Annotated in this window: 20 protein-coding genes and 2 tRNA genes; 14 read left to right on the forward strand and 8 right to left on the reverse strand. The window is 66.8% G+C overall.

The features are described from left to right. The first annotated feature begins 40 nt into the window (after positions 1 to 40). Positions 41 to 1,462 carry an ATP-binding protein gene (locus ACFTSF_RS26860; protein WP_380156603.1) on the forward strand — a complete coding sequence of 474 codons (1,422 nt, stop codon included), beginning with the start codon at positions 41 to 43 and terminating at the stop codon, positions 1,460 to 1,462. Positions 1,463 to 1,785: 323 nt separating this feature from the next. Here ACFTSF_RS26860 and ACFTSF_RS26865 read toward each other — a convergent pair whose 3' ends face one another. After that, entirely contained in the window at positions 1,786 to 3,654 is a 1,869-nt protein-coding gene (locus tag ACFTSF_RS26865; protein ID WP_380156605.1) for an ABC transporter ATP-binding protein, read from the reverse strand. After that, on the reverse strand, positions 3,651 to 5,315 hold the full coding sequence (locus ACFTSF_RS26870; protein ID WP_344148930.1) for an ABC transporter ATP-binding protein: 1,665 nt from the start codon (positions 5,313 to 5,315) through the stop codon (positions 3,651 to 3,653). Before ACFTSF_RS26870 ends, ACFTSF_RS26865 begins: the two co-directional genes overlap by 4 nt. Before the next feature lie 361 nt (positions 5,316 to 5,676). Here ACFTSF_RS26870 and ACFTSF_RS26875 point away from each other — a divergent pair, with 361 nt between their 5' ends. From ACFTSF_RS26875 to ACFTSF_RS26885, 3 genes are read left to right on the forward strand one after another with little or no spacing between them, the layout of a single operon-like run. After that, positions 5,677 to 6,876 carry an MFS transporter gene (locus ACFTSF_RS26875; RefSeq protein ID WP_344148933.1) on the forward strand — a complete coding sequence of 400 codons (1,200 nt, stop codon included), beginning with the start codon at positions 5,677 to 5,679 and terminating at the stop codon, positions 6,874 to 6,876. Between the two features lie 22 nt (positions 6,877 to 6,898). Continuing rightward, positions 6,899 to 7,360, forward strand: coding sequence for an AAA family ATPase (locus ACFTSF_RS26880; RefSeq protein ID WP_380156607.1), 462 nt, complete (start codon positions 6,899 to 6,901; stop codon positions 7,358 to 7,360). Continuing rightward, the gene (locus tag ACFTSF_RS26885) at positions 7,357 to 7,821 is read left to right on the forward strand and encodes a DinB family protein (protein WP_380156609.1); all 465 of its coding nucleotides are present in this window, start codon (positions 7,357 to 7,359) and stop codon (positions 7,819 to 7,821) included. The genes ACFTSF_RS26880 and ACFTSF_RS26885 overlap by 4 nt, the downstream gene beginning before the upstream one ends. Here the strand turns inward: ACFTSF_RS26885 and ACFTSF_RS26890 are convergent. The 5 genes from ACFTSF_RS26890 to ACFTSF_RS26910 all read right to left on the reverse strand — a co-directional run bounded on the left by ACFTSF_RS26890 (position 7,818) and on the right by ACFTSF_RS26910 (position 9,935). Continuing rightward, positions 7,818 to 8,369: an AAA family ATPase gene (locus tag ACFTSF_RS26890; protein ID WP_380156611.1), complete on the reverse strand. Its 552-nt coding sequence runs from the start codon at positions 8,367 to 8,369 to the stop codon at positions 7,818 to 7,820. The genes ACFTSF_RS26885 and ACFTSF_RS26890 overlap by 4 nt on opposite strands. Before the next feature lie 9 nt (positions 8,370 to 8,378). Continuing rightward, on the reverse strand, positions 8,379 to 8,957 hold the full coding sequence (locus ACFTSF_RS26895) for a chloramphenicol phosphotransferase CPT family protein (RefSeq protein WP_380156612.1): 579 nt from the start codon (positions 8,955 to 8,957) through the stop codon (positions 8,379 to 8,381). Then, the gene (locus tag ACFTSF_RS26900; RefSeq protein WP_380156614.1) at positions 8,957 to 9,283 is read right to left on the reverse strand and encodes a hypothetical protein; all 327 of its coding nucleotides are present in this window, start codon (positions 9,281 to 9,283) and stop codon (positions 8,957 to 8,959) included. Before ACFTSF_RS26900 ends, ACFTSF_RS26895 begins: the two co-directional genes overlap by 1 nt. A gap of 9 nt (positions 9,284 to 9,292) precedes the next feature. Further along, positions 9,293 to 9,424, reverse strand: coding sequence for a hypothetical protein (locus ACFTSF_RS26905; protein WP_380156616.1), 132 nt, complete (start codon positions 9,422 to 9,424; stop codon positions 9,293 to 9,295). Positions 9,425 to 9,864: 440 nt separating this feature from the next. Next, positions 9,865 to 9,935: transfer RNA gene (locus ACFTSF_RS26910), tRNA-Gly, on the reverse strand. Positions 9,936 to 10,060: 125 nt separating this feature from the next. Here ACFTSF_RS26910 and ACFTSF_RS26915 point away from each other — a divergent pair. From ACFTSF_RS26915 to ACFTSF_RS26945, 7 genes are all read left to right on the forward strand, one after another. Further along, a tRNA-Pro gene (locus ACFTSF_RS26915) sits at positions 10,061 to 10,133 on the forward strand. A 78-nt stretch (positions 10,134 to 10,211) separates the two neighbouring features. Beyond that, the gene (tig, locus tag ACFTSF_RS26920; protein WP_344148955.1) at positions 10,212 to 11,588 is read left to right on the forward strand and encodes a trigger factor; all 1,377 of its coding nucleotides are present in this window, start codon (positions 10,212 to 10,214) and stop codon (positions 11,586 to 11,588) included. 292 nt (positions 11,589 to 11,880) lie between these two features. Beyond that, positions 11,881 to 12,504: an ATP-dependent Clp protease proteolytic subunit gene (locus ACFTSF_RS26925; protein ID WP_344148958.1), complete on the forward strand. Its 624-nt coding sequence runs from the start codon at positions 11,881 to 11,883 to the stop codon at positions 12,502 to 12,504. Positions 12,505 to 12,532: 28 nt separating this feature from the next. Beyond that, on the forward strand, positions 12,533 to 13,141 hold the full coding sequence (locus tag ACFTSF_RS26930; protein ID WP_132410342.1) for an ATP-dependent Clp protease proteolytic subunit: 609 nt from the start codon (positions 12,533 to 12,535) through the stop codon (positions 13,139 to 13,141). Positions 13,142 to 13,339: 198 nt separating this feature from the next. Next, entirely contained in the window at positions 13,340 to 14,635 is a 1,296-nt protein-coding gene (gene clpX, locus ACFTSF_RS26935) for an ATP-dependent Clp protease ATP-binding subunit ClpX (RefSeq protein ID WP_344148963.1), read from the forward strand. A gap of 105 nt (positions 14,636 to 14,740) precedes the next feature. Next, positions 14,741 to 16,345 (forward strand): alpha/beta hydrolase, encoded by a 1,605-nt coding sequence (locus ACFTSF_RS26940; protein WP_380156619.1) that lies wholly within the window; start codon positions 14,741 to 14,743, stop codon positions 16,343 to 16,345. 94 nt (positions 16,346 to 16,439) lie between these two features. Further along, a complete protein-coding gene (locus ACFTSF_RS26945) occupies positions 16,440 to 17,864 on the forward strand; it encodes a glycoside hydrolase family 6 protein (protein ID WP_380156621.1) in 1,425 nt (474 codons plus the stop codon). Here the strand turns inward: ACFTSF_RS26945 and ACFTSF_RS26950 are convergent. Next, positions 17,851 to 18,903, reverse strand: a complete 1,053-nt coding sequence (locus ACFTSF_RS26950) for a LuxR C-terminal-related transcriptional regulator (protein ID WP_380156623.1) — start codon at positions 18,901 to 18,903, stop codon at positions 17,851 to 17,853. The two genes, ACFTSF_RS26945 and ACFTSF_RS26950, sit on opposite strands and share 14 nt — an antisense overlap. A gap of 122 nt (positions 18,904 to 19,025) precedes the next feature. On the opposite strand from ACFTSF_RS26950, the gene ACFTSF_RS26955 reads away from it, so the two are divergent. The 3 genes from ACFTSF_RS26955 (at position 19,026) to ACFTSF_RS26965 (ending at position 21,466) form a co-directional block, all read left to right on the forward strand. Then, entirely contained in the window at positions 19,026 to 19,454 is a 429-nt protein-coding gene (locus ACFTSF_RS26955) for a cupin domain-containing protein (protein WP_380156625.1), read from the forward strand. Continuing rightward, positions 19,451 to 19,825, forward strand: coding sequence for a DUF1304 family protein (locus tag ACFTSF_RS26960; RefSeq protein ID WP_380156627.1), 375 nt, complete (start codon positions 19,451 to 19,453; stop codon positions 19,823 to 19,825). The genes ACFTSF_RS26955 and ACFTSF_RS26960 overlap by 4 nt, the downstream gene beginning before the upstream one ends. Before the next feature lie 102 nt (positions 19,826 to 19,927). Beyond that, positions 19,928 to 21,466, forward strand: coding sequence for an alkaline phosphatase D family protein (locus ACFTSF_RS26965; RefSeq protein ID WP_380156629.1), 1,539 nt, complete (start codon positions 19,928 to 19,930; stop codon positions 21,464 to 21,466). Positions 21,467 to 21,468: the final 2 nt, after the last annotated feature.

Consider the following 21,468-nt stretch of genomic DNA (forward strand, 5'->3'; position numbering starts at 1 on the left):
ATAGTATCTTTGGTGTTAGTTAATAGGTCAGGTGGTCTTGGTGAGCGGGTTTGTTGGGCGGCGGGCTGAGCTCGGGGTCCTCGAGGAGTTGTTGACGGCTGTCCGCGATGGCGGGCGAGTGGGTCGGCCGGGGCGCGCTGTGTCGGTTCGTGGGCGGCGCCGGGTCGGGAAATCGCGGTTGGTCGAGGAGTTCCTGGAGCGGGCCGACGTACCGCATGTCTATTTCACTGCTGTCGGAGGATCGACGGCGAACGACCTGAGCGGATTCGCCCACGAGGTCGCGATCTCGTCGCTTCCTGGTGCGGCCGGGGCTGCAGGATTCGCCGCGCCGCAGACCTGGGATGCGGCGTTCGGGGTGCTGGCTGCTGCGTTGCCGGCCGATCAGCCGAGCGTCGTGGTCATCGACGAGTTGCCTTACCTGATTCGTGAAGACAGCACCGTGGAAGGCGCACTGCAGAAAGCGTTCGATCGGACGCTGTCCAAGCTCCCGGTGCTGCTGATCCTGATCGGCTCGGACATCGCCATGATGGAACGGCTCAACACCTACGGCCGGCCGTTCTACCAGCGCGGTACCGAGCTGGTTGTCCCGCCGCTCAGCCCGGCCGACGTCGCCGCCATGCTCGACCTGGCTCCGGCCGACGCCTTCGACGCCTTCCTCGTGTCCGGGGGACTTCCGCTGATCCTGGAGGAATGGCCGCGCGGAGCCGGCGTGTGGGACTACCTCGACCATGCGTTACGACGACCGACATCCGCGTTGCTGGTCAGCGGCGAACGCGTGCTGTCCGCGGAGTTCCCCACGGAAGCCCAAGCCCAGAAGGTGTTGCAGACCATCGGGAGTGGCGAACGCACCTTCAGCTCCATCGGCCGAGCCGCCGGCGGCCTTCAAGCCACCTCCTTGCAGCGCGCGCTGGGTGAGCTCACCAGCCGTCGTGTCGTCGCAGCAGAACGCCCCCTGTCGACCAAGCCCAGCAAGGAAACGCGCTACTGGGTCGACGACTCGTATCTGCGCTTCTGGCTCGCCTTCGTCGGCGCGGCGATCCCAACGATCGAGCGCGGCCGCGGCGACCTCGTGATCGAGTCGGTACGGCGGGGTTGGACGTCCTGGCGTGGACGCGCCATCGAACCCGTGATCCGAGAAGCCCTCTGGCGCATCGCCGACGACCGCCTCCCGGCGGACACCCAGGTGATCGGCGGCTACTGGACCCGCAGCAACAACCCAGAGATCGACATCATCGGCGCGGACCGCGCACCGGTCGCAGACAAGGTCACCATGGTCGGATCGATCAAGTGGCTGGAGAAGAAGCCTTTCGACGCACGCGACCTGGCGACCTTGATCAACCACCGGGCCCAACTCCCCGGCGCCACCGCCGACACCCCCCTGATCGCAGTCAGCCGCAGCGGATGCACCGCGAAGGGAGTCCTGGCCTTCGCGCCCGAGGACCTGATCGCCGCCTGGCGCTGAGGCGGTCGCACGCAGCGTTGACGCGTGGTCCGGCCCAGCCTTCATTGCCTCCTGGTCCCGTCGGGCCACCGGGCCCCGAGTCGCCCCTTGGGCGAACCTGCACGCCATCACAACTGCACCTCGGCGCGCACGTCGAGGCGTGCGTCGGCCCGCATTCCCCAGTTGTGATGGCCTTTGCGTCTCGGGTTACCGACCGCCTCCTGGAAACCCGAGAGCATGCACCGTTGGGGGTGGTGGGAGCGCCGCGAGCACGCGACGGAGGATCGGGTGCGTGGGGTGGGGTGTGGTCGGCGCGTGGGGGGTGAGCCACGCGCCGACCGGACTTAGGCCAGGGAGTCTTCCCAGGCTTGGTGGAGGCCGGCGTAGTTGCCGCCGCTGGTGATGAGGATTTCTGGGGGGCCGTCTTCGAGGATGCGGCCGTGTTCGAGGACGAGGACTCGGTCGGCTGTTTCCACCGTGGAGAGGCGGTGGGCGATGACGATGGCGGTGCGGTCCGCGAGGATGGTGCGGAGGGCTCGCTGGATGAGGCGTTCGCTGGGGATGTCCAGGCTGGAGGTTGCCTCGTCCAGGATCAGTACGGCGGGGTCGGCGAGGAAGGCTCGGGCGAACGCGACCAGTTGGCGCTGGCCGGCGGACAGGCGGCTGCCTCGTTTCTCCACTTGGGTTTCGTAGCCCTGGGGGAGTGCGGTGATGAAGTCGTGCGCGCCGATGACCTTGGCTGCTTCGACTACCTCGTCCAGGGTGGCGTCGGGCTTGCCGAAGCGGATGTTGTCGGCGACCGAGCCGGTGAAGAGGAAGTTCTCCTGGGTCACCATCACGACGCGCTCGCGCAGGTCGTCCTCGGTCAGGTCACGCAGGTCCTGGCCGTCCAGCAGTACGCGGCCGCCGGTCGGGTCGTAGAAACGTGAGACCAGCTTGGCGATCGTCGTCTTCCCGGCGCCCGTCGTACCAACCAGGGCTAGCGTCTGCCCCGCCGGCACATCCAGGTCGAGACCGGGCAGCACCGGTACGCCGTCGACGTACTGGAACTGGACTCCGCGCAGCTCGAGGTGACCGCGGGCCACTCCGGGCTTCACGGGCTTGACGGGCTCAGCCACGTCCGGCTCCTCGTTGAGTACGCCGGACAGCTTCTCCAGCGCCGCACTCGCGGACAGGAACGTGTTGTAGAACTGCGAGATGTCCTGCAGCGGCTCGAAGAACTGGCGCAGGTAGAGCAGGAACGCGGTCAGTACGCCGACGGTGACATGACCGTGGTACGCCTGGTACCCGCCGTACGCGAGGATCGCCACGATGGTCACGTTGCCGACGCCCTTGATGGACGGCATGAAGACCGCGTTCAGCCGGAACGACTCGTAGTTCGCCTCCCGGTACTGGTCGTTGACGCCGGCGAAGATCTCCTCGTTGCGCGGCTCGCGGCGGAACGCCTGGACCGCGCGGATGCCGGTCATCGACTCGACGAAGTGCACGATGACGAGTACGACGGCCTCGCGCGTCCGCCGGTAGACGACCGCCGACCGCTTCCGGAACCACGCTGTCAGCAACAGCAGGACCGGGAACGACAGCAGCGCGATCAGACCGAGCTTCAGATCGAGCACCAGCAACAGGATCATCGTGCCGAACAGCGTCAGTACCGCGGTCACCAGACCGTCGAACCCGTTGGCGAGCAGTTCGTCGATGACGCTGACGTCGGAGGTCAGGCGGGAGATCACCCGGCCGGACGTGTACTGGTCGTGGAACGCCGGGCTCAACCGCTGGAAGTGGTCGAACACGCGCCGGCGCAGACCGAGCAGGATCGTCTGCCCGAGCCGGCCGGACCGCATCAGGAAGATCTGCCGGGTGAACGCCTGCAGCAGTGCGCTGAAGAGGACAGCGATCACAACTGTGATCAGTGCTCTCGGTCCGTCGCCGGCGAGGATCGGCGGGATGCCGTTGTCGATGCCGAGGTGGACCAGGTAGGGCACCGCGAGCCGGGCCGCGTTCTCGATCACGACGATCGCGACCAGGATCCAGATCAGCTTCTTGTACGGCCGGAGCAGCTCCCCGAGCAGTTTGCGCGAGTCCTCCTTCAGCCGCACAGTCGTTGCCTTCGACAACTCCTTGCTGCCCTCGTCCTCGTACACCCCGCGCCAGGACTGTTCCGGCTTGTCCGGTTCCTCCTCCTGAGGAGGTGTCTGCTGCTGGGTCGTCGTCATGCGTGCACCTCCTCTTCTTCCGCTGCGAGCAGATGCCGGTACGCCGGTACTGTCGCGAGCAACTCCTGATGGGTACCGACGTGGGTGATCGTGCCGCCCTGCAACAGCGCCACCTGGTCGGCCAGCATCACCGTGGATGCGCGGTGCGCCACCACGATGCCGGTGGTGTCGGCCAGCACCCGGCGGAGTGCCTCCTCGACCAGTGCCTCGGTGTGAACGTCCAGCGCGGACAGGGTGTCGTCCAGCACCAGTACGGCGGGTTTGGCGAGCACTGCACGTGCTAGCGCGAGTCGCTGCCGCTGGCCACCCGACAGCGACATGCCCTGCTCGCCGACCCGAGTATCCAGACCCCACGGGAGGTCGTTGGCGAACTCGGCCTGGGCGACCTGCAGCGCCTCCTGGATCTCGGCGTCCGTCGCGTCGGGACGACCGAGGGTGAGGTTCTCCCGGACACTCATCGAGAACAGCGTCGGGTCGTCGAACGCCGAGGCGACCGCCGTCCGCAGCGAGTTCAGCGTGAGCTCCCGGATGTCGTGCCCGTCGATGGTGATCCGGCCGGCGGTCACGTCGTACAGGCGCGGGACCAGCGCGGTCAGCGTGGTCTTGCCCGACCCCGTTGCCCCGACGAGGGCGAGCGTCGTACCGGGGGTGAGGTCGAGGTTGATGTCGTGCAGGATCTCCGCGGAGTCGTCGGAGAACTGGAAACCGACGTGCTCGAAGCGGAGGTGACCGCGGGAGTTCGTCAGCTCGAGCGGACCGGACGTGATCACCGAGTGGGTGTCGAGGATCTCGCTGATCCGGTCTGCCGCGGTCATCGCCTCCTGCGCCATCGCGAGGATCCCGCCGAGCGAAGTGACCGGCCAGACCAGCGACAGCATCAGGGTGATGAACGCGACCAGGGTGCCGAGGGTGATCGCCTCCCGGCCGACTGCGAGCGCGCCGAGCAGCAGCACGATCACCAGCGTCAGGTTCGGGATGACGCCGAGGAAGCTCCAGAACTTGGATGCGAGCCGGACCTTGTCGACCTCGGTGTTGTAGAGGGTGATCGCCTCGTCGTCGAACTGCCGCTGCACGTGCTGCCGGCGGCCGAACGCCTTCACTACCCGGAAGCCGAGTGCCGACTCCTCGATGCGGGTGGCCAGGTCACCCTGCTGGTCCTGGACCTGGCGGGAGATCCGCAGGTACTTCTTCTCGAAGCGCAGCGACAGCAGGACGATCGGTACGGCGGCCGCGAGCACGACGATGCCGAGTGGCCAGTACAGCCGCAGCAGCAGGATCGTGACGACGGCCAGCTGCAGGATATTCATCACCAGGAACAGCAGGCCGAAGCCCATGAACCGGCGGATGGTGGACAAGTCTGTGGTGACCCGGGACAGCAGCTGACCGCTCTGCCAGCGGGTGTGGAACTCCATCGGCAGGGACTGCAGACGGACGTACAGGTCGTGCCGGAGCGATGCCTCCAGGTCGGAGACGGTCCGGGACTGGGCCATCCGGCGGATCCAGACCAGCAGGACCTCGGCGATGCTCAGCCCGAGCGCCAGGAACGCGAGGGGGACGAGCAGATCCAGCTCACGGCGGGTGACCGGGCCGTCGATGATGGATCGGGTGACCAGGGGAACGGAGAGGCTGACCCCGACGCCCAGCATGGCCGTGGAGAACATCAACACCAGCCGCCAGCGGTGCGGCCGCAGATAGGGCCGGAGTCGCCAGAGGTTGCGGCTGCGTTCGGGGGACCGGGGGGAAGGTGCAGCGATTGAGGGGGCTGCTGGTGAGGGAGCAGGGATCGAGGGAGCTTGGACAGGGTGCTCTGAGGGCATCTGGACGGGCGCACTTCCCATCATCAACTAGGCAGGGGGTTCGCGACCGGAAGACGGCGCACTTTCCAGTATCGCTCAGTAGGTAAGCGCTTGTCGTGCCATTTCCATTCCCCGTGGATGAATTACAGCTTGTTGCAATAGGCCGGCTTGGGGCCGAGCGGTGACCGGCGTCACAGTCATTACGAACCGCGATAGGTTGCCGCACATGGTGTGGCTGGTGCGAGGTGAAGTCCGGAAGCTGTGGGTCGGGCAGGCGGTCTCCACAGCGGGTAGCTCGATCACCACGGTCGCCCTGCCGTTGGTGGCCGTGCTGACGTTGCAGGCGTCGCCACTCCAGATGGGACTGCTGTCTGCGCTGACTGTCTTGCCGCATCTCGTGTTCGGACTGCCTGCCGGGCTAGTGGTCGACAGGGTGTCGCTGCGACGGCTCCTGATCACGGCGGACGTCGGGCGCGCCGTACTGCTCGGGTCGATTCCGGCAGCCGCTGCCGCGGGCGTGCTGCACATGGGCCAGCTGTACGGCGTCGCCGTACTGGCGGGGGTGCTCGCTCTGCTCGCGGATACCGCGGCTCAGACGTTGCTGCCGGCGCTGGTGTCGCGTGCGGACTTGATGCGGGCGAACAGCGCGTCCCTGCTCACGACCAACGTGGCGTCGACCACCGGGCCGTCGGCGGCCGGGTTTCTGGTGCAGGCGGTCAGTGCGCCGTTCGCGATAGTGGTCGATGCGCTGTCGTTCGTGGTGTCGGCGGTGACGTCGTACCTGATTCGGGAACCTTCGCGCATTGGTCTGCGGGAGCGGACGCCGGTGCGGCTGTCGACTGGCCTGCGGGTGCTGTTCGCCGACCGCGTGCTCGGTCCGCTGACGCTGTCGGCGACTGTCGCCTCGCTCTTCGGCGCCATGCAGGGGCCGCTAGTGGTGCTGTACCTGGTCCGCGAGCTGCACTGGTCCCCGGCGTACATCGGTATTGCCCTCACCGCCTCCGGGGCCTCGGCCATAGTCGGCACACTGCTAGCCACCGCGTGGTGCAACCGCGTCGGGATCGGTCGCGCGTATCTGTCTGGGCAACTGCTGTCTGTCGTGTCCGGTGCCGCCATGGCAACCGGTCTGGCCCCCGTCATCTACCTGGGCCAGATGGTCTCCGGACTAGGTATGGCACTCTTCGGCGTCCCGCAACGCACACTCCGGCAGTCCCGCATCCCACCGCACCACCTGGGCCAAGCCACCGCCACCTGGCGCACCCTGGTCATCGGCGGCCAAGCCCTCGGCGCCGCACTGGCCGGTCTGCTCGCCACCGCCCTCGGACTCCGCCCGACACTCCTGCTCTCCAGCGCCGGCATGCTCATCGGCGTACTGATCGCCGCGCTATCACCTCTGCGCAGCATCAAAACCCTCAGCGCGGACTGACGTCGTACGGGAGACTGCGCGCATGCCTTTGTTCTACGTGGCCGGTGTGTCCGGAGCCGGGAAGACGACGGTGTGCGCGGAGCTGGTACGACGAGGTCACCCCGCGTACGACGTGGATGCGGACGGGCTGGCGGAGTGGGTGGACGACACCTACACGCTGTCGCCCGCGACGGTCCGTCGACTGGCGGCCGAGGTGGGGGACGCGGTCGGGTTCGTCTGCGGGGCTGTGGGCAACGAGGGGGAGATCTGGGAGCTGTTCGCTCACGTGATCAGTCTGTCGGTGGACGCCGATACCGTGCGGAGGAGGATCGCCCAGCGGCCCAATGGCTTCGGCTCCACCGATGAGGAGCTCCAGCGCATCTTGGGCTGGCACGCGACCATCGACGCCGACAACGCCCGCTTCGGCGCCACCTTGGTCGATGCTGGCCAGCCGGTGGTCGCCGTGACCGACCAGGTCTTACGCATCGCCGAGGAGTACCGATGAAACTTGAGTTGTTGGAGAGGCTGCGGCGTAGTCGTGCGCAGGTGTTGGCTGCGGTTGATGGGATCTCGGAGTACGACCGTCGGCGTCCGCTGGTGTCTAGCGGGACCAATCTGCTTGGGCTGGTCAAGCATCTGGCTGGCGAAGAGCATGGGTACCTGGGCGAGTCTCTGGGTCACACACCCTTGCTACGACCGACCTGGTTCCGCTACGACCCCTACGAAGAGCACGACATGTGGGCGGAACCGGACGAGTCCACCGACTACATCACCACCGTCTACCGAGAGCTGTCCGCCCAATCCGACCAGGTCATCCTGTCCCTCGATCTGGACAGTCCCGGCCACGTCGCGCACTGGGAGAATCACGAGACCACACTGGGCGTTCTCCTCTTCACCATGGCCACAGAAACCGCCCACCACGCCGGTCACGCCACAGCCCTCCGCCAACTGATCGACCGCGGCTAGTGCGCAATCGGCTCGTTGATCGCCCCGCCAGAGGTCCAGTCGAGGTCGGTGAGGATCCGGTCGACCGTCTGCTCCAGCGTGCTGTCGACACCGATCACCTGCTCGCCCGGAACACCCAGTAGGTCGACTGTCCGGTACCAGTCGCGCATCTGCTCGGCTGTGACCACCTTCGACAGCTCTCGCGTCGAGTGTCGCCGGATCGTCTCCTCGAACGGCAGTTGGAAGTAGTACGCCCCAGTCACCCCGGCGTGGTCGTCGATCAGCCGCCGAAGAGTGTCGCCGTACGTCGGGTTGTTCAGAATGCCTTCCAGTACGACGTGATACCCGTGGTCGAGCGCATACCGCACCGTCAGGTCGATCAACCCGACATTCGGCTGCCCGAACTTGTCGTGCTCCCGCAACAGAGTCCGCCGGAAATAATCCTGCTCCACCCAAGCCACGCCGTACCCCAGCCGCCGCCGAATCTCCTGCGCCGTACTGCTCTTCCCCGACCCCGAATTCCCCCGCACCACCACAAGCCGCGTCGTACCGTCCCCGATCTGAGCCACCCGCAGACCCTAACCGCTCACCAGCCGCCGCCGAATAACCTCCGCACACTCGTCCGCCCTGAGCACCGACGTGTCGACCTCAACGTCGTACAAGCCCGGCGTATGCACCGCCTCATGCCACAACCCAACCGGGTCGGCGACACTGCCGCCCTGGTTGTACCCGACCCCACCCCACGTCGCCCGACGCCGTTCCAGCACGACATCCACCGGGCAATGCACACCCACCATCAGCACCGGCAACCCCTCCAGCCGACGAGCACAGTCCGCGAGAATCCCCAGCGGCCTCGAGTAGAAATCGTGGTGCACAGCATCAACCACCACGTTCAGACCGAGCCGGCTATGAGCGGCGATCGAGTCATACATGGCGGCGTACAGCGTCACAACCAGCGCCTCGAGATCAGGCCGCTCCCCACCCGGCCGAAGCCCGACACCAGGCCGAAAGGAAGCCGGCGTCATCGCCTGAAAGTGGTCGACGCCAAGGTTCATCCACACCCCGTCAAAGGTGTTCTGAATGACCGTCGCGATACTCGACTTCCCAGCCCGCGGCGGCCCGTTGAGGATGACAATCCGCCCGGGTTTGGTGTCCACTAACAGCTCTCCTCGACGACGACCAGAGAGCGAGTTTCGTTCTTGAACTCGGCCAGTCGGAAGTCGGTGTGGTCCTCAGGCCGATTCCGCGCGTCCTCGACGTACGGCCCGATCCGCATCACCAGCGCACTGCGTTCACCAGGCGTGACCGCGCGAATGTCATCCAGATAGACGTGCAGCACGTCCACTTCCGCGTCCTGAATCAACCGCCGCATCCGCGTCCACCGCACCTCGCCCCCACGAAGACGCCAACTCACGCCGTCCCGGTCCACGAACAGTCCGTCCCGGATGGGCGAGGGGTAGGACCGCTCGAGTTCGGTGTCCACCTGGAGACCCTATTCGACGCGAAAGACCGGGCCACGTGGAGTGAAGAACGCCCGGAACGCGGGAGCGCGCGCCGCCGACAAGGTGTCGAAGGCAAGCACCCGCTTTGTCTCGTCGGTGACTCCGCCCCGTACCCCTGTCACGCGATCTTCCACCAACACCCCGACCGGCTCCCCGGCCCCGCAGGCTCTGTGCGACCTTGATCCGGTAACCATCAGCAGCCGCTTGGCGCGACGAATCGCCCGCGACTTCCCAGCCCCCGGCAGCGCCGCCGAGATCGAGCGCCTGGTCGAGTCCAAGACTGGCCCAACCACCTAACCCAACAACTAGGCCCACCCGACTAACCCGTCCACCCGCACATTCACCGCCGAGCACAAAGCAACCCCAGCCACCGCCCCAAGCTTGGAAGCGAACCCCAGCCACAGCCAGCAGCTTGGAGGCGGCCCCAGCCCCAGGAGCCGAGCGCAGCGAGGTTGGGGGTGCGGGTGGCGAAGCCCCCGCTCGCGCCGAGCGGAGCGACGGCGCACAAATGGCGAGAGCGAGGCGGCCGGCGCTTTCCGCCGGCACACCTCGCCCTCGATCGAGCGGGTGACGAGAATCGAACTCGCGTAGTCAGTTTGGAAGACTGGGGCTCTACCATTGAGCTACACCCGCGTGTGCCCACCGGAATGGGTACGGCGGACATGATTCCACATGACCTGGCCGGGGCTCAAACCGGTTCCGGGGTGGGGTGGTGGCGCGAGCACCCCTTCGGGTCGACTAGACTCGTGCGGTCACTGCGGGGCGTAGCGTAGTGGCTAGCGCGCCTGCTTTGGGAGCAGGAGACCGCAGGTTCGAGTCCTGTCGCCCCGACACACCCCCTGCAGCACCGCTGTGGTGCGGGCTGTCCGCCGCGCCGGTTATGTCATCAGATCAAGGAGAACCGCCACCGTGAAGAGCACCGTCGAGTCCTTGAGCCCGACGAAGGTCAAGCTCATCGTCGAGGTGCCGTTCGAGGAGCTCAAGCCGAGCCTCGACGCGGCGTACCAGAGCATCGCCTCGCAGATCCAGGTTCCTGGGTTCCGCAAGGGGAAGATCCCGCCGCAGGTGATCGACCAGCGGGTCGGCCGCGGGCCGGTTCTCGAAGAGGCCATCAACGACGCGCTGCCGAAGCTGTACTCGCAGGCGGTCCAGGACAACCAGGTGAAGGCGATCGGCCGGCCTGAGGTGGACGTCACCGAGTTCAACGACAAGGAGAGCCTGCAGTTCTCCGCCGAGGTCGAGGTGCGCCCGGAGATCACGCTGCCGGACCTGGAGGGTCTGGAGGCCGAGGTCGAGGACATCGCGATCGCCGACTCCGAGGTCGAGGAGCAGATCGAGGCGCTGCGGCAGCGGTTCGGCTCGCTGAACCCGGTCGAGCGGGCGGTGGCGGACAAGGACTACATCACCATCGACCTGTCGGCCAGCAAGGACGGTGAGAAGGTCGAGGAGGCGCAGGCCACCGGACTGTCGTACCAGGTCGGCAGCGGTCAACTGCTGGACGGGCTCGACGAGGCGGTCACCGGGCTGAGCGCGGGCGAGAGCAAGACCTTCGTCACGCAACTGGTGGGCGGTTCGCTCAAGGGTGACGACGTCGATGTCGAGGTCACCGTGACCGCGGTCAAGGAGCAGGAGCTCCCGGCCTTCGACGACGAGTTCGCGCAGACCGCGTCGGAGTTCGACACCGCCGACGAGCTGAAGGCCGACGTACAGGCCCGGCTGGAGCGCGGCAAGCGGCTCGAGCAGGCCGGCGAGGCCCGCGACGCGGTGCTCGAGAAGATCCTGACCCTGGTCGACGTGCCGGTGCCGGAGGGTCTGCTGACCGACGAGCTGGCCGCCCGCAAGGAGAACCTGGAGCAGCAGCTCGGGTACTCCGGGATGTCGTTCGAGCAGTTCCTGGAGGGCGAGGAGCAGACCCAGGACGAGTTCGACGAGGACCTGAAGAAGCGTTCCGAGGACGCGATCAAGGCGCAGTTCGTGCTCGACCTGGTGGCCGAGCAGCAGGAGCTGAGCGTCAACGACCAGGAGCTCACCGAGCACATCGTCCGGCACGCGCAGCGTTCCGGCGTCAGCCCGGACCAGTTCGCCCAGCACGCGGTCGAGAACAACCTGGTCCCGAGCCTGGTCTCCGAGGTCGTCCGCGGCAAGGCGCTGGCGCACTTGGTGGAGCACGCGAAGGTCAAGGACGCTTCCGGCAACGTGGTCGAGCTGAAGACCCTGCAGCCGGACGGCACCTATGCCGACCCCGAGGCCGCCGAGGCCCCGGTGGAAGAGCCTGCACAGGCCTGATCTGTACGTCGAACGGCCCGAACCCCAAACGGGGTTCCGGGCCGTTTCGCGTTTGACAGTGTGCTGAAAGCGGCGGCGATTACCGTCGCGGTATGCCCTGCACGGTGGAAGATTTCGACGACAGTGATCTGCCGGAGGCTGACGTCTCCGGTGAGCGACCCGTTGAGAGGGACTTCGACTCGGCCGCGCTCTGCTCCTGGTGACCCTCGATCCGGGCCGGTTCGGTGCGCCGTGAGCGAACACCTGCGGCCCAGCCTTAGGTCTGTCGCCGCCGCCCAGTAATGTCGGCTTCGTGAACGAGACATTTGCAGCCAGCCCCACCGCCGCGGGCGGCAATGGATCCGGCGGACACGACGACCACATCTACCAGCGCCTGCTGCAGAACCGGATCATCTTCCTGGGGTCCGAGGTTCGCGACGACAACGCGAACGCGATCTGCGCGCAGATGTTGCTCCTCAACGCCGAGGACCCCAACAAGGACATCTGGCTGTACATCAACTCGCCGGGTGGCTCGGTGGACTCCGGTATGGCGATCTACGACACCATGCAGTGGATCTCCAACGACGTGGCCACGGTCGGGATGGGCCTGGCGGCCTCGATGGGCCAGTTCCTGCTCTGCGCCGGCGCGAAGAACAAGCGCTACGCACTGCCGCACGCCCGGATCATGATGCACCAGCCCTCCGGTGGTATGGGTGGCACGGCGTCCGACATCAAGATCCAGGCCGAGCAGTCGCTGCACCTGAAGGCGCTGCTGTTCAAGCTGATCTCCGAGCACACCGGCCAGCCGCTCGAGCAGGTCGAGAGCGACGCGGACCGCGACCGCTGGTTCACGGCCGACAAGGCCAAGGAGTACGGCTTCATCGACCACGTGGTCAACAGCGCCGCTCAGCTCAGCTCCGGCAGCCCGAACTCCTGATCTCCCACCCGACAGAGGACGCACACACATGAACTACTTCATCCCGCAGTGGGAGGAGCGCACGTCGTACGGCATGCGCCGCATCGACCCCTACACCAAGCTGTTCGAGGACCGGATCATCTTCCTCGGTACGCCGATCACGGACGAGATCGCGAACGCCGTGATGGCGCAGCTGCTCTGCCTGCAGTCGATGGACTCCGACCGCGACATCAGCATCTACATCAACTCGCCGGGTGGTTCGTTCACCGCGCTGACCGCGATCTACGACACCGTGCGCTACATCAAGCCGGACGTCCAGACCGTGTGCCTGGGCCAGGCCGCCTCGGCCGCCGCCGTGCTGCTCGCCGCCGGTACGCCGGGTAAGCGGCTGGCGCTGCCGAACAGCCGGATCATCATCCACCAGCCGGCCACCGAGGGCACCTACGGGCAGTCCAGCGACATCGAGATCCAGGCGAACGAGATCCTCCGGCTGCGCGCGCTGCTGGAGAAGATGATCGCCGACGCCAGCGGCAAGTCGCACGAAGAGGTCTCCCGCGACATCGAGCGGGACAAGTTCCTGACCGCCGAGCAGGCGATCGAGTACGGCCTGATCGACGACGTGCTGCAGACCCTGAAGCCGGTTCCGGCCGGAGTCTGACAGCTGAGACGGTGGGCTCCTGCCTGGGGCCCACCGCTCCACCCCTGGCTCGGCGGCTGCTGTCAAGGCCCCGCCGCGTTCGCCACCGGCGTAGACACAACCCGGCACAGAGCGCGGTGTTTCGGCTCCTGACGGGGTACCGTCGAAAAAGGTTTGGTGGGGTACCTGATCGACTGCTCAGAGAAGGGATCTGTCCCGGTGGCACGCATAGGTGACGGCGGCGACCTGCTCAAATGCTCGTTCTGCGGAAAGAGCCAGAAGCAGGTCAAGAAGCTCATCGCCGGTCCCGGCGTCTACATCTGCGACGAGTGCATCGATCTCTGCAACGAGATCATCGAGGAGGAGCTGAACGAGGGCTCCGAGGTCGGACTCACCGAGCTGCCCAAGCCGCGGGAGATCTACGACTTCCTCAATGCCTACGTCGTCGGACAGGACGTGGCGAAGAAGGCGCTCGCGGTGGCGGTGTACAACCACTACAAGCGGGTCCGCGACGGTCAGGGCTCCTCGAGCGCCGGCCGGCACGCGAAGGACGAGGCCGTCGAGCTGGCCAAGTCGAACATTCTGCTGATCGGCCCGACCGGGTGCGGTAAGACCTACCTCGCGCAGACCCTGGCCCGGATGCTGAACGTCCCGTTCGCGATCGCGGACGCGACGGCGCTGACCGAGGCCGGGTATGTCGGTGAGGACGTCGAGAACATCCTGCTGAAGCTGATCCAGGCGGCCGACTACGACGTCAAGAAGGCCGAGACCGGGATCATCTACATCGACGAGGTCGACAAGATCGCCCGCAAGAGCGAGAACCCGTCGATCACCCGCGATGTCTCCGGCGAGGGTGTCCAGCAGGCGTTGCTGAAGATCCTCGAGGGTACGACGGCCTCGGTGCCGCCGCAGGGCGGTCGCAAGCACCCGCACCAGGAGTTCATCCAGATCGACACCACCAACGTGCTGTTCATCGTCGGTGGCGCGTTCGCCGGTCTGGACCACATGGTGGAGCAGCGGGTCGGCAAGAAGACGCTCGGTTTCAACGCCTCCCGCGAGCCGGAGAAGCCGAAGGAGGTCGGCGGGTACGCCGATGTGATGCCGGAGGATCTGCTGAAGTTCGGGCTGATCCCCGAGTTCATCGGCCGTCTCCCGGTGATCACCACGGTCTCGCCGCTGGACCGCGACGCGCTGATCAAGATCCTGTCCGAGCCGAAGAACGCGCTGGTCAAGCAGTACCGGCGGCTGTTCGAGATCGACAATGTCGAGCTCGAGTTCAGCGACGACGCGGTCGAGGCGATCGCGGACCAGGCGCTGCTGCGCGGCACCGGTGCCCGCGGTCTGCGCGCCATCATGGAGGAGGTGCTCCTCAACGTGATGTACGAGGTGCCCAGCCGTGAGGATGTCGCGAAGGTCGTCGTGACCGGCGAGGTCGTGCTGGAGAACGTGAACCCCACGCTGATCCCGCGCGACCAGATCGAGCGCAAGCGCGAGCGTCGGGACAAGACGGCGTAAGCACAACACTCCGCAGAGGGAGGCCGGGTCCGCCGTACGGCGGGTGCCCGGCCTCCTTCTCGTGGTGGACGCCAACCGAGAGTGGTGCTTTCTACTGTCGGTGCCATGAGGCAACGAAGAATCGTTCGAAGTCTGACCATCGCCGCCACCGCACTCGCCCTGGTCGTGCCGATGACCGCGGTCGCTCAAGCGCGGACCGTCGTACCGAAGATCAACTGGGGTAGCTGCGGTCCCGCGCCGGAGCTGAAGCCGTTCCAGTGCGCGTCGGTCGAGGTACCGACCGACTACGACCGGCCGAACGGGCCGACCACCACGATCGCGCTCACCCGGTTGCCCGCCAGCGACCCGGCGAAGAAGATCGGCACCCTGTTCACCAACCCGGGCGGTCCGGGTGGGCCCGGCGTCGACTTCATCCACCAGATCGCCCAGACCCTCTACTCGCCGCAGCTGCGCGCGCAGTTCGACATCCTCGGGTTCGATCCGCGCGGTGTCGGCAAGTCCGACCCGGCCACCTGCTACCCGACCGAGGCCGAGGAGCAGGCCGCGCTGGCCACGTTGCCGGCGTTCCCGGTGACCGCCAAGGAGGAGCGGCAGTTCATCGCGGACGCCGCGAAGCTGGCGATCAACTGCCGGACCACGTCGCCCGACCGCCTGAAGCACTACTCGACCGCGAACGTTGCCCGGGACATGGACCTGCTCCGGCAGGCGGTCGGCGACCAGAAGCTGACGTACGTCGGCTATTCGTACGGCACGTACCTGGGCGCGACCTACGCCAAGCTGTTCCCGAACAACGTCCGTGCGCTGGCTCTGGACGGCACTCTGCTCCCGGAGTGGTACTCCGGCTCGAACGGCGAACGTCAGCCGCTCGGTGCGCGGATCCGGCAGGGTGAGGGTGCATCCGACAGCTACAACCAGTTCCTGCTGGAGTGCAAGAAGGCCGGGGCGGCCTGCGCGTTGAACAAGCTCGGTGACCCGAGAACGGTTTCCGAGGGCCTCCTGGCGAAGCTGAAGACCACGCCGGTGGAGGTACCGGTGCCGGACGGGACGACGGTGACCATCGACTACCCGGCCGCGGTGTCTTACATGTTCACCCAGTTCTACTCGTCCTACGCGTACCCGGGGCTGGCCGAGACGCTGGCTGAGCTGGCGAAACTGGCCATGCCGACGCGCGCCAAGGCGGCTGCGCCGAAGGCTACCCAGTCACTGATCGAGTGGAACCGCCGCAAGGAGGACTACAGCTCGATCGGCACCGCTCTGCAGCCGTGCATCGAAGCGAAGCAGACCGGTCGCCCGTTGTCCTACCCCGCGTACGCCGACGCTGCCGACGCGCGGGCTCCGCACTTCGGCCGGTTCCGCTCGTGGGTCGGCGTGCAGTGCGAGTTCCTTGGTCTGAAGGACAACGACGCGTTCCTCGGGCCGTGGAAGAACAAGGTGCAGGAGCCGGTGCTGGTGTTCGGCACGCGGCACGACCCGGCCACGCCGTACCAGGCCACTCGCCCGTACGCCGACCTGTGGCCGGACGCGCGGATGGTCACGATCGAGGGCTGGGGGCACTCGACCAGCCTCGGTGGGAGCGTTTGCGCGGACCAGTTGCTGACGAAGTACCTGACCACGCTCCAGGCGCCGGCCGACGGCAGCACCTGCCAGCAGGACCGCAAGCCGTTCGACCCGCTGCCAACGGGTAAGTCGGTGGCGAACCTGATTCGATGAGCGAAAGCTAGTGACAACCGGGAGTGCGACCAGGCAAACTGGAAGCGCTCCCGGTTTCTCATGCCGGCCCCTTTCGCCCCAAGAGGAGCAGTACATGCGATGGATCGTCCGCGGCGTCGTCACTGCCGCACTCGCCTTCGGAGTGGTAATTCCTGGCAGCGCTCCCACGGCCAGCGCCGCCACCGAACTGATCGTGAACGGCGCCTTCACCACCAGTACAGCGAACTGGTGGGGGACCGGTAACACGCCGATCAGCGTGGACGCCGGGCAACTCAAGGCCGCCGTCCCGGGCGGTACCGCCAAGCCGTGGGACGCGCTGGTCGGCCAGAAGGTCCCGGCGTTCCCGATCCGCCAGGGTCACAAGTACATCCTGGCCTTCGACGCGCGCGCGTCCGCTGCCCGCACGCTGCAGACTACGGTGCAGCTCAACGTGGAGCCGTTCACCGGCACCCTCAACAAGCCCTTCGCGGTCACCACGAAGAAGCAGCGGTTCGCCTTCGGCTTCACCGGCGGCTTCGAGACCACCCAGGCCGAGCTCACCTTCCAGCTCGGCGGGCTGGCCGGCGGCGCCTACACGTTCTGGCTGGACAACGTCTCGCTGCTCGACATCACCGGCACGCCCGCGGGCAACCCGGTCGCGCAGACCAACGGCTTCCACGTCGACCCGCTCTCCAACCCGAAAGAGTGGATCCGCCTGAACCCGAACGACGACCGGAAGACGACGATCGACAACGCGCTGGCCAGCAAGCCGATGGCCCGCTGGTTCGGCGGCTGGGTCCCCAATATCTCCGACGAGATCCAGCAGTACATCGCTCCGGCGAACGCGGCCGGCAAGTTGCCGGTGCTGGTCGCCTACAACATTCCGGGTCGCGACGCCTGCGGCGGTCATTCCAGCGGTGGTGCGGGGAACGTGGCGGCGTACAAGGAATGGATCCAGACTTTCGCGGCGGCGATCGGTACCCGGCCGGCCCTGGTGATCGTGGAGCCGGACTCGATCGGCGACATCGGATGCATCCTGGACACCGAGGAACGCAAGCGGCGGTACGAGATGCTCAACTTCGCGCTGCAGACCTTCAAGGAGTTCGCGCCGAACACCTGGACGTACGCCGATGCGACCAACAAGGGCTGGGGTTACGACATCAAGCTCCCCGAACTGTCCACCCGGCTGAAGCTGGCCGGGGTGGCGAACGCCCACGGGCTGGCGGTCAACGTGTCGAACTACTTTTTCACCGACGAGTCGATCGCGTTCGCCACTGAACTCAACTCCCACCTTGACACTCCCAAGCCGTTCATCGTGGACACCAGCCGCAACGGCAAGGGGCCGGGCAACGAGCAGGTCGACCCATGGTGCAACCCGCGCGACCGCAAGCTCGGCTCGGTCGCGCAGCAAGGCGGCGGTGCGGAGATGCTGTTGTGGGTCAAGGTTCCCGGTGACTCCGACGGCGTGTGCAACGCATCGACAGAGCCGGCCGGCAGGTTCGACCCCAACCTCGCGATGATGCTGATCAACAGCCGATAGTCAGGTCGTCGGGCCGCAGCGTGGCGACCAGTTCGCCACGACTGCGGACGCCGACCTTGGCGAACGCCGCCTTCAGGTGGTCCTGGATGGTGTGCGGCGAGATCGACAACCGATCGGCGATCTCGGTGGTGGTGTGCCCGGAGATCACCTCGAGGCAGATCTCGCGCTCACGGGCGGTCAACCCGTACGCCGCCAGCAGCATGTTGACCAGGTGCTGACCGGACGCGGGCTCGATGGTGACGACGACCTCGGACTGGTCGTCGTCACTGATCAGCCGACTGCCTTGCAACAACACCCAGCCGCCCGAGACGGTCTGGACGCGCGCCTGGAAGGTGCCGCTCTCCGAGACTCGCGTGCCGGTCACGACGGCCTGCAGCAGTACGGCGAACCGCCCGGGCGCGATCTGGTCCAATTCGTCCTGCCAGATCTGGGCGGCCGCGGTGACGGCCCGCGGGTCGCCGTTCGGTCCGGTGACGACGATCGACGGGCCGACCCCTCCGCGGTACCCGTGAGCGTCGGTCCGGACCGCGACCCGCGTGGCCGCGCCGATCGCCGGTGCGACCGCCGCCAGGAACTCCACCTCCCGATCGCTGAAGTCGGTACCGGCCCGGACGAACCCGGCCGCACCCCAGCAATCGCCGTCCACGAGGAACGTCGTACGGACCTCCTGGTCGAGGCCGAGCGGGCGCCAGACCTCGTTCAGCCGGCGATGGCCGACCACCTCGCGATGCGGTAGGTCGGACATCCTGGCCACGCCCTGCGCACGGCGGGCCAGCTCGGCGAACGAGTTCGGTACGTCGCCGGCGTACTCGGTCTGGGCCAGCAGCGGCTCGTACTCCGGTGGAATCCGCTCACGGCCACTCGTCATCGAGCTGATCACCAGAGTGCCCGGGTCGAGCGAGGCCCAGCAGGTGAGCTCACTGGTCACGACTCCGGCGATCACCTCGATCGCGGCGGCGTGCAGGGCCTCGACGCCCAGTCCGGACGTCGCCAGCGCCGCGATCTCCCGGCGCGCGGATCGCGCACGACCCTCCCACATGGCCTCAGTATGCGCCGCGGTAGGAGTGTCGCCTATCCCTGAATTGTGGGGATTCGAGCCGTCGTGGGATGCCTCGTTCGACGGGATGGTAGGTCGCGATCCTGCTTCCTACCGTCACCGGTATGACAGTTCATCTGAGTTCAGCAGGAACCGGGCAGGAGTACGTCGCGCCGGACGCGACTGTGACCGTGAAGATCGCGGCGGAGCACACCGATAGCGAGTTCGAGTTGTTCGAGATCGACGCACCACGGGGACCGAGTGGACCGCCGCACACAGAGCCGTGGAGCAAGGCGTTCTACGTGTTGCAGGGCCGGATCCTGGTCCAGGCCGGCGACGAGGGCTACGACCTCGGCCCCGGCGCCTCGATCAGCATCCCGGCCGGCACGGTGAACACCTTCTCGGTGCTCACCCCGAGCGCGAAGTTCCTCGCCTTCAGCCGAACCGGCGGGATGAGCGCGTTCTTCGCCGAGCTGACGACCACCGACCAGACCGACTACGCCGCGCTCGGTGCGGTCGCAGCGCGGCATCGCATCGAGTTGGTCGACTCATGAGTACGGCGGCGCAGGTGCTGGCCGTGGTCATCGCGGCGCTGCTGGTGATGGTCTGGGTGATGGAGTCGTTCCTGTACCGGCATCCGCGGCTGTACCCGCTGTTCCTGACCAAGCCGGCCGACTTCGACGCGGTTCGGTTGTGGACGGTCAACCTCGGCTTCTACAACCTGACGACGGCGGCTGCCCTGGTGGCCGGCGTGATCCTGGTCCGCAACGGTCACGCTGAGGCCGGGCAGGCGTTGGTTGTGTTCACCGCCGCTCAGCACACGTTCTTGTCGGTCGTGCTGCTCTTCGTCGAACGGAGGCTGTGGCTGAACACGCTGCTGGAGGGCATTCCGGCGTTGGGACTGCTTATTTTGGCCACGGGGTGAGCAGAACTAGACCAAAAGGTAGGAAAGTTACCGCGATTGCGCAAAGATGGCCACCGCACCACGAACGCTCCCCGCCCCGAGTATCCGTGAAGGTGAGGCCTCATGAGCCCAATCAGTCGCAGAACCCTTGTCCTTGGAGGACTCGCCGCGGCCGGCGTCAGCGCACTCCCGGTCCGCTCAGCGGTGATCGCCGCGACCGCGGCAGTCCCGTATCCGTTCCAGCTCGGGGTTGCCTCGGGCGACCCCGACTCGTCCAGCGTGGTCCTGTGGACCCGCCTGGCTCCCTCTCCGCTGAATGCCGATGGTCTCGGCGGGATGGGGACCGCGGATGTGACCGTCGACTGGCAGGTGTCGACCACCGACACCTTTGCCACGTTGGTCGCGTCCGGTTCCGTCGTGGCGAAGTCCGCCGGTGCTCACTCGGTGCATGTCATCGCCGGTGGTCTCAATCCGGACTTCGACTACTTCTACCGGTTCCGCGCGCAGGGTCACCTCTCACCGGTCGGCCGCACCCGGACCGCGCCCGCAGCCGGTACCAACGGCCGTGACCTCGTCATGGCGTTCGCCTCGTGCGCTCACTACGAGGAGGGCTACTACACCGCCTACCGCAAGATGGCCGAGGACAACCCCGGTCTGATCCTGCACCTGGGCGACTACATCTACGAGTACGGCGCCACCGCCGGCCGGCCGCGGTTGCACGCGGGTGCGACCGAGATCGTGTCGCTGGCCGACTACCGCCGCCGGTACGCGCAGTACAAGAGTGACCCAGACCTGCAGGCGGCTCACGCGGCTGCGCCGTGGATCGTCGTACCGGACGACCATGAGGTCGAGAACAACCGGGCGGGCAACATCCGGGCCGACAGCACACCTGCGCTCACCGCTGCGGAGTGGACTGCCCGGCAGGCGGCGGCGTACAAGGCGTACTACGAGAACATGCCGCTGCGGGCGGCGCAGGTGAACAACGGTGCGGCCATCCAGCTCTACCGGCGCCTGCAGTGGGGGAGCCTGGCGACGTTCCACATGCTCGACACGCGGCAGTACCGCAACGACCAGGCCTGTGGCGACGGGTGGAAGGTCTGCTCGGATGCTGACCTCGCCTCGCGCAGTCTGCCGGGTAACGCTCAGGAGACCTGGCTGCTGAACGGTCTGAACGAGCACACCGGCACCTGGGACATCATCGGCCAGCAGGTGTTCTTCTCCCGCCGGTTCAACGCGAGTGGCGCCAGCATGGACTCGTGGGACGGCTACCGCGCTTCGCGGGCCCGGATCCAGCAGGGCTGGCAGGACCGCGGTACGCGCAACCCCGTCGTACTGACTGGTGACGTGCACCGCGCGTGGGCCAACGACCTCAAGAAGGACTACAACAACGCCAGCTCGGCCACCATCGGCAGTGAGCTCGTCTGTACGTCGGTCACGTCAGGTGGTGACGGTGATGCCACCACAACTGTCCCTGACGTCGGGACGAACCCGTGGCTGAAGTTCTACAGCAACCGGCGCGGCTATGTCCGTACGACGATCACACCGACCCAGATGCAGGCCGACTTCCGCGGTCTGTCCAAGGTCTCGGAGCACGACGGCACGGTGTCGACACTGAAGTCGTTCGTCATCCAAGAGGGTCAGCCCGGATTGCAGGCGGTGTGACG

This window comes from Kribbella sp. NPDC056951 (assembly GCF_042674205.1).
GTDB classification, from domain to species: Bacteria; Actinomycetota; Actinomycetes; order Propionibacteriales; family Kribbellaceae; genus Kribbella; species Kribbella yunnanensis.

Bases quoted from the DNA above. Each gene is read 5' to 3' on its own strand.
- ACFTSF_RS26870 (WP_344148930.1), bottom strand. From the start codon at position 5,315: ATGTTCTCCACGGCCATGCTGGGCGTCGGGGTCAGCCTCTCCGTTCCC.
- ACFTSF_RS26930 (WP_132410342.1), top strand. From the start codon at position 12,533: ATGAACTACTTCATCCCGCAGTGGGAGGAGCGCACGTCGTACGGCATG.
- ACFTSF_RS26960 (WP_380156627.1), top strand. From the start codon at position 19,451: ATGAGTACGGCGGCGCAGGTGCTGGCCGTGGTCATCGCGGCGCTGCTG.
- ACFTSF_RS26965 (WP_380156629.1), top strand. From the start codon at position 19,928: ATGAGCCCAATCAGTCGCAGAACCCTTGTCCTTGGAGGACTCGCCGCG.
- ACFTSF_RS26885 (WP_380156609.1), top strand. From the start codon at position 7,357: ATGAAACTTGAGTTGTTGGAGAGGCTGCGGCGTAGTCGTGCGCAGGTG.
- ACFTSF_RS26865 (WP_380156605.1), bottom strand. From the start codon at position 3,654: ATGACGACGACCCAGCAGCAGACACCTCCTCAGGAGGAGGAACCGGAC.
- ACFTSF_RS26950 (WP_380156623.1), bottom strand. From the start codon at position 18,903: ATGTGGGAGGGTCGTGCGCGATCCGCGCGCCGGGAGATCGCGGCGCTG.
- ACFTSF_RS26955 (WP_380156625.1), top strand. From the start codon at position 19,026: ATGACAGTTCATCTGAGTTCAGCAGGAACCGGGCAGGAGTACGTCGCG.
- ACFTSF_RS26880 (WP_380156607.1), top strand. From the start codon at position 6,899: ATGCCTTTGTTCTACGTGGCCGGTGTGTCCGGAGCCGGGAAGACGACG.
- ACFTSF_RS26875 (WP_344148933.1), top strand. From the start codon at position 5,677: ATGGTGTGGCTGGTGCGAGGTGAAGTCCGGAAGCTGTGGGTCGGGCAG.
- ACFTSF_RS26945 (WP_380156621.1), top strand. From the start codon at position 16,440: ATGCGATGGATCGTCCGCGGCGTCGTCACTGCCGCACTCGCCTTCGGA.
- ACFTSF_RS26940 (WP_380156619.1), top strand. From the start codon at position 14,741: ATGAGGCAACGAAGAATCGTTCGAAGTCTGACCATCGCCGCCACCGCA.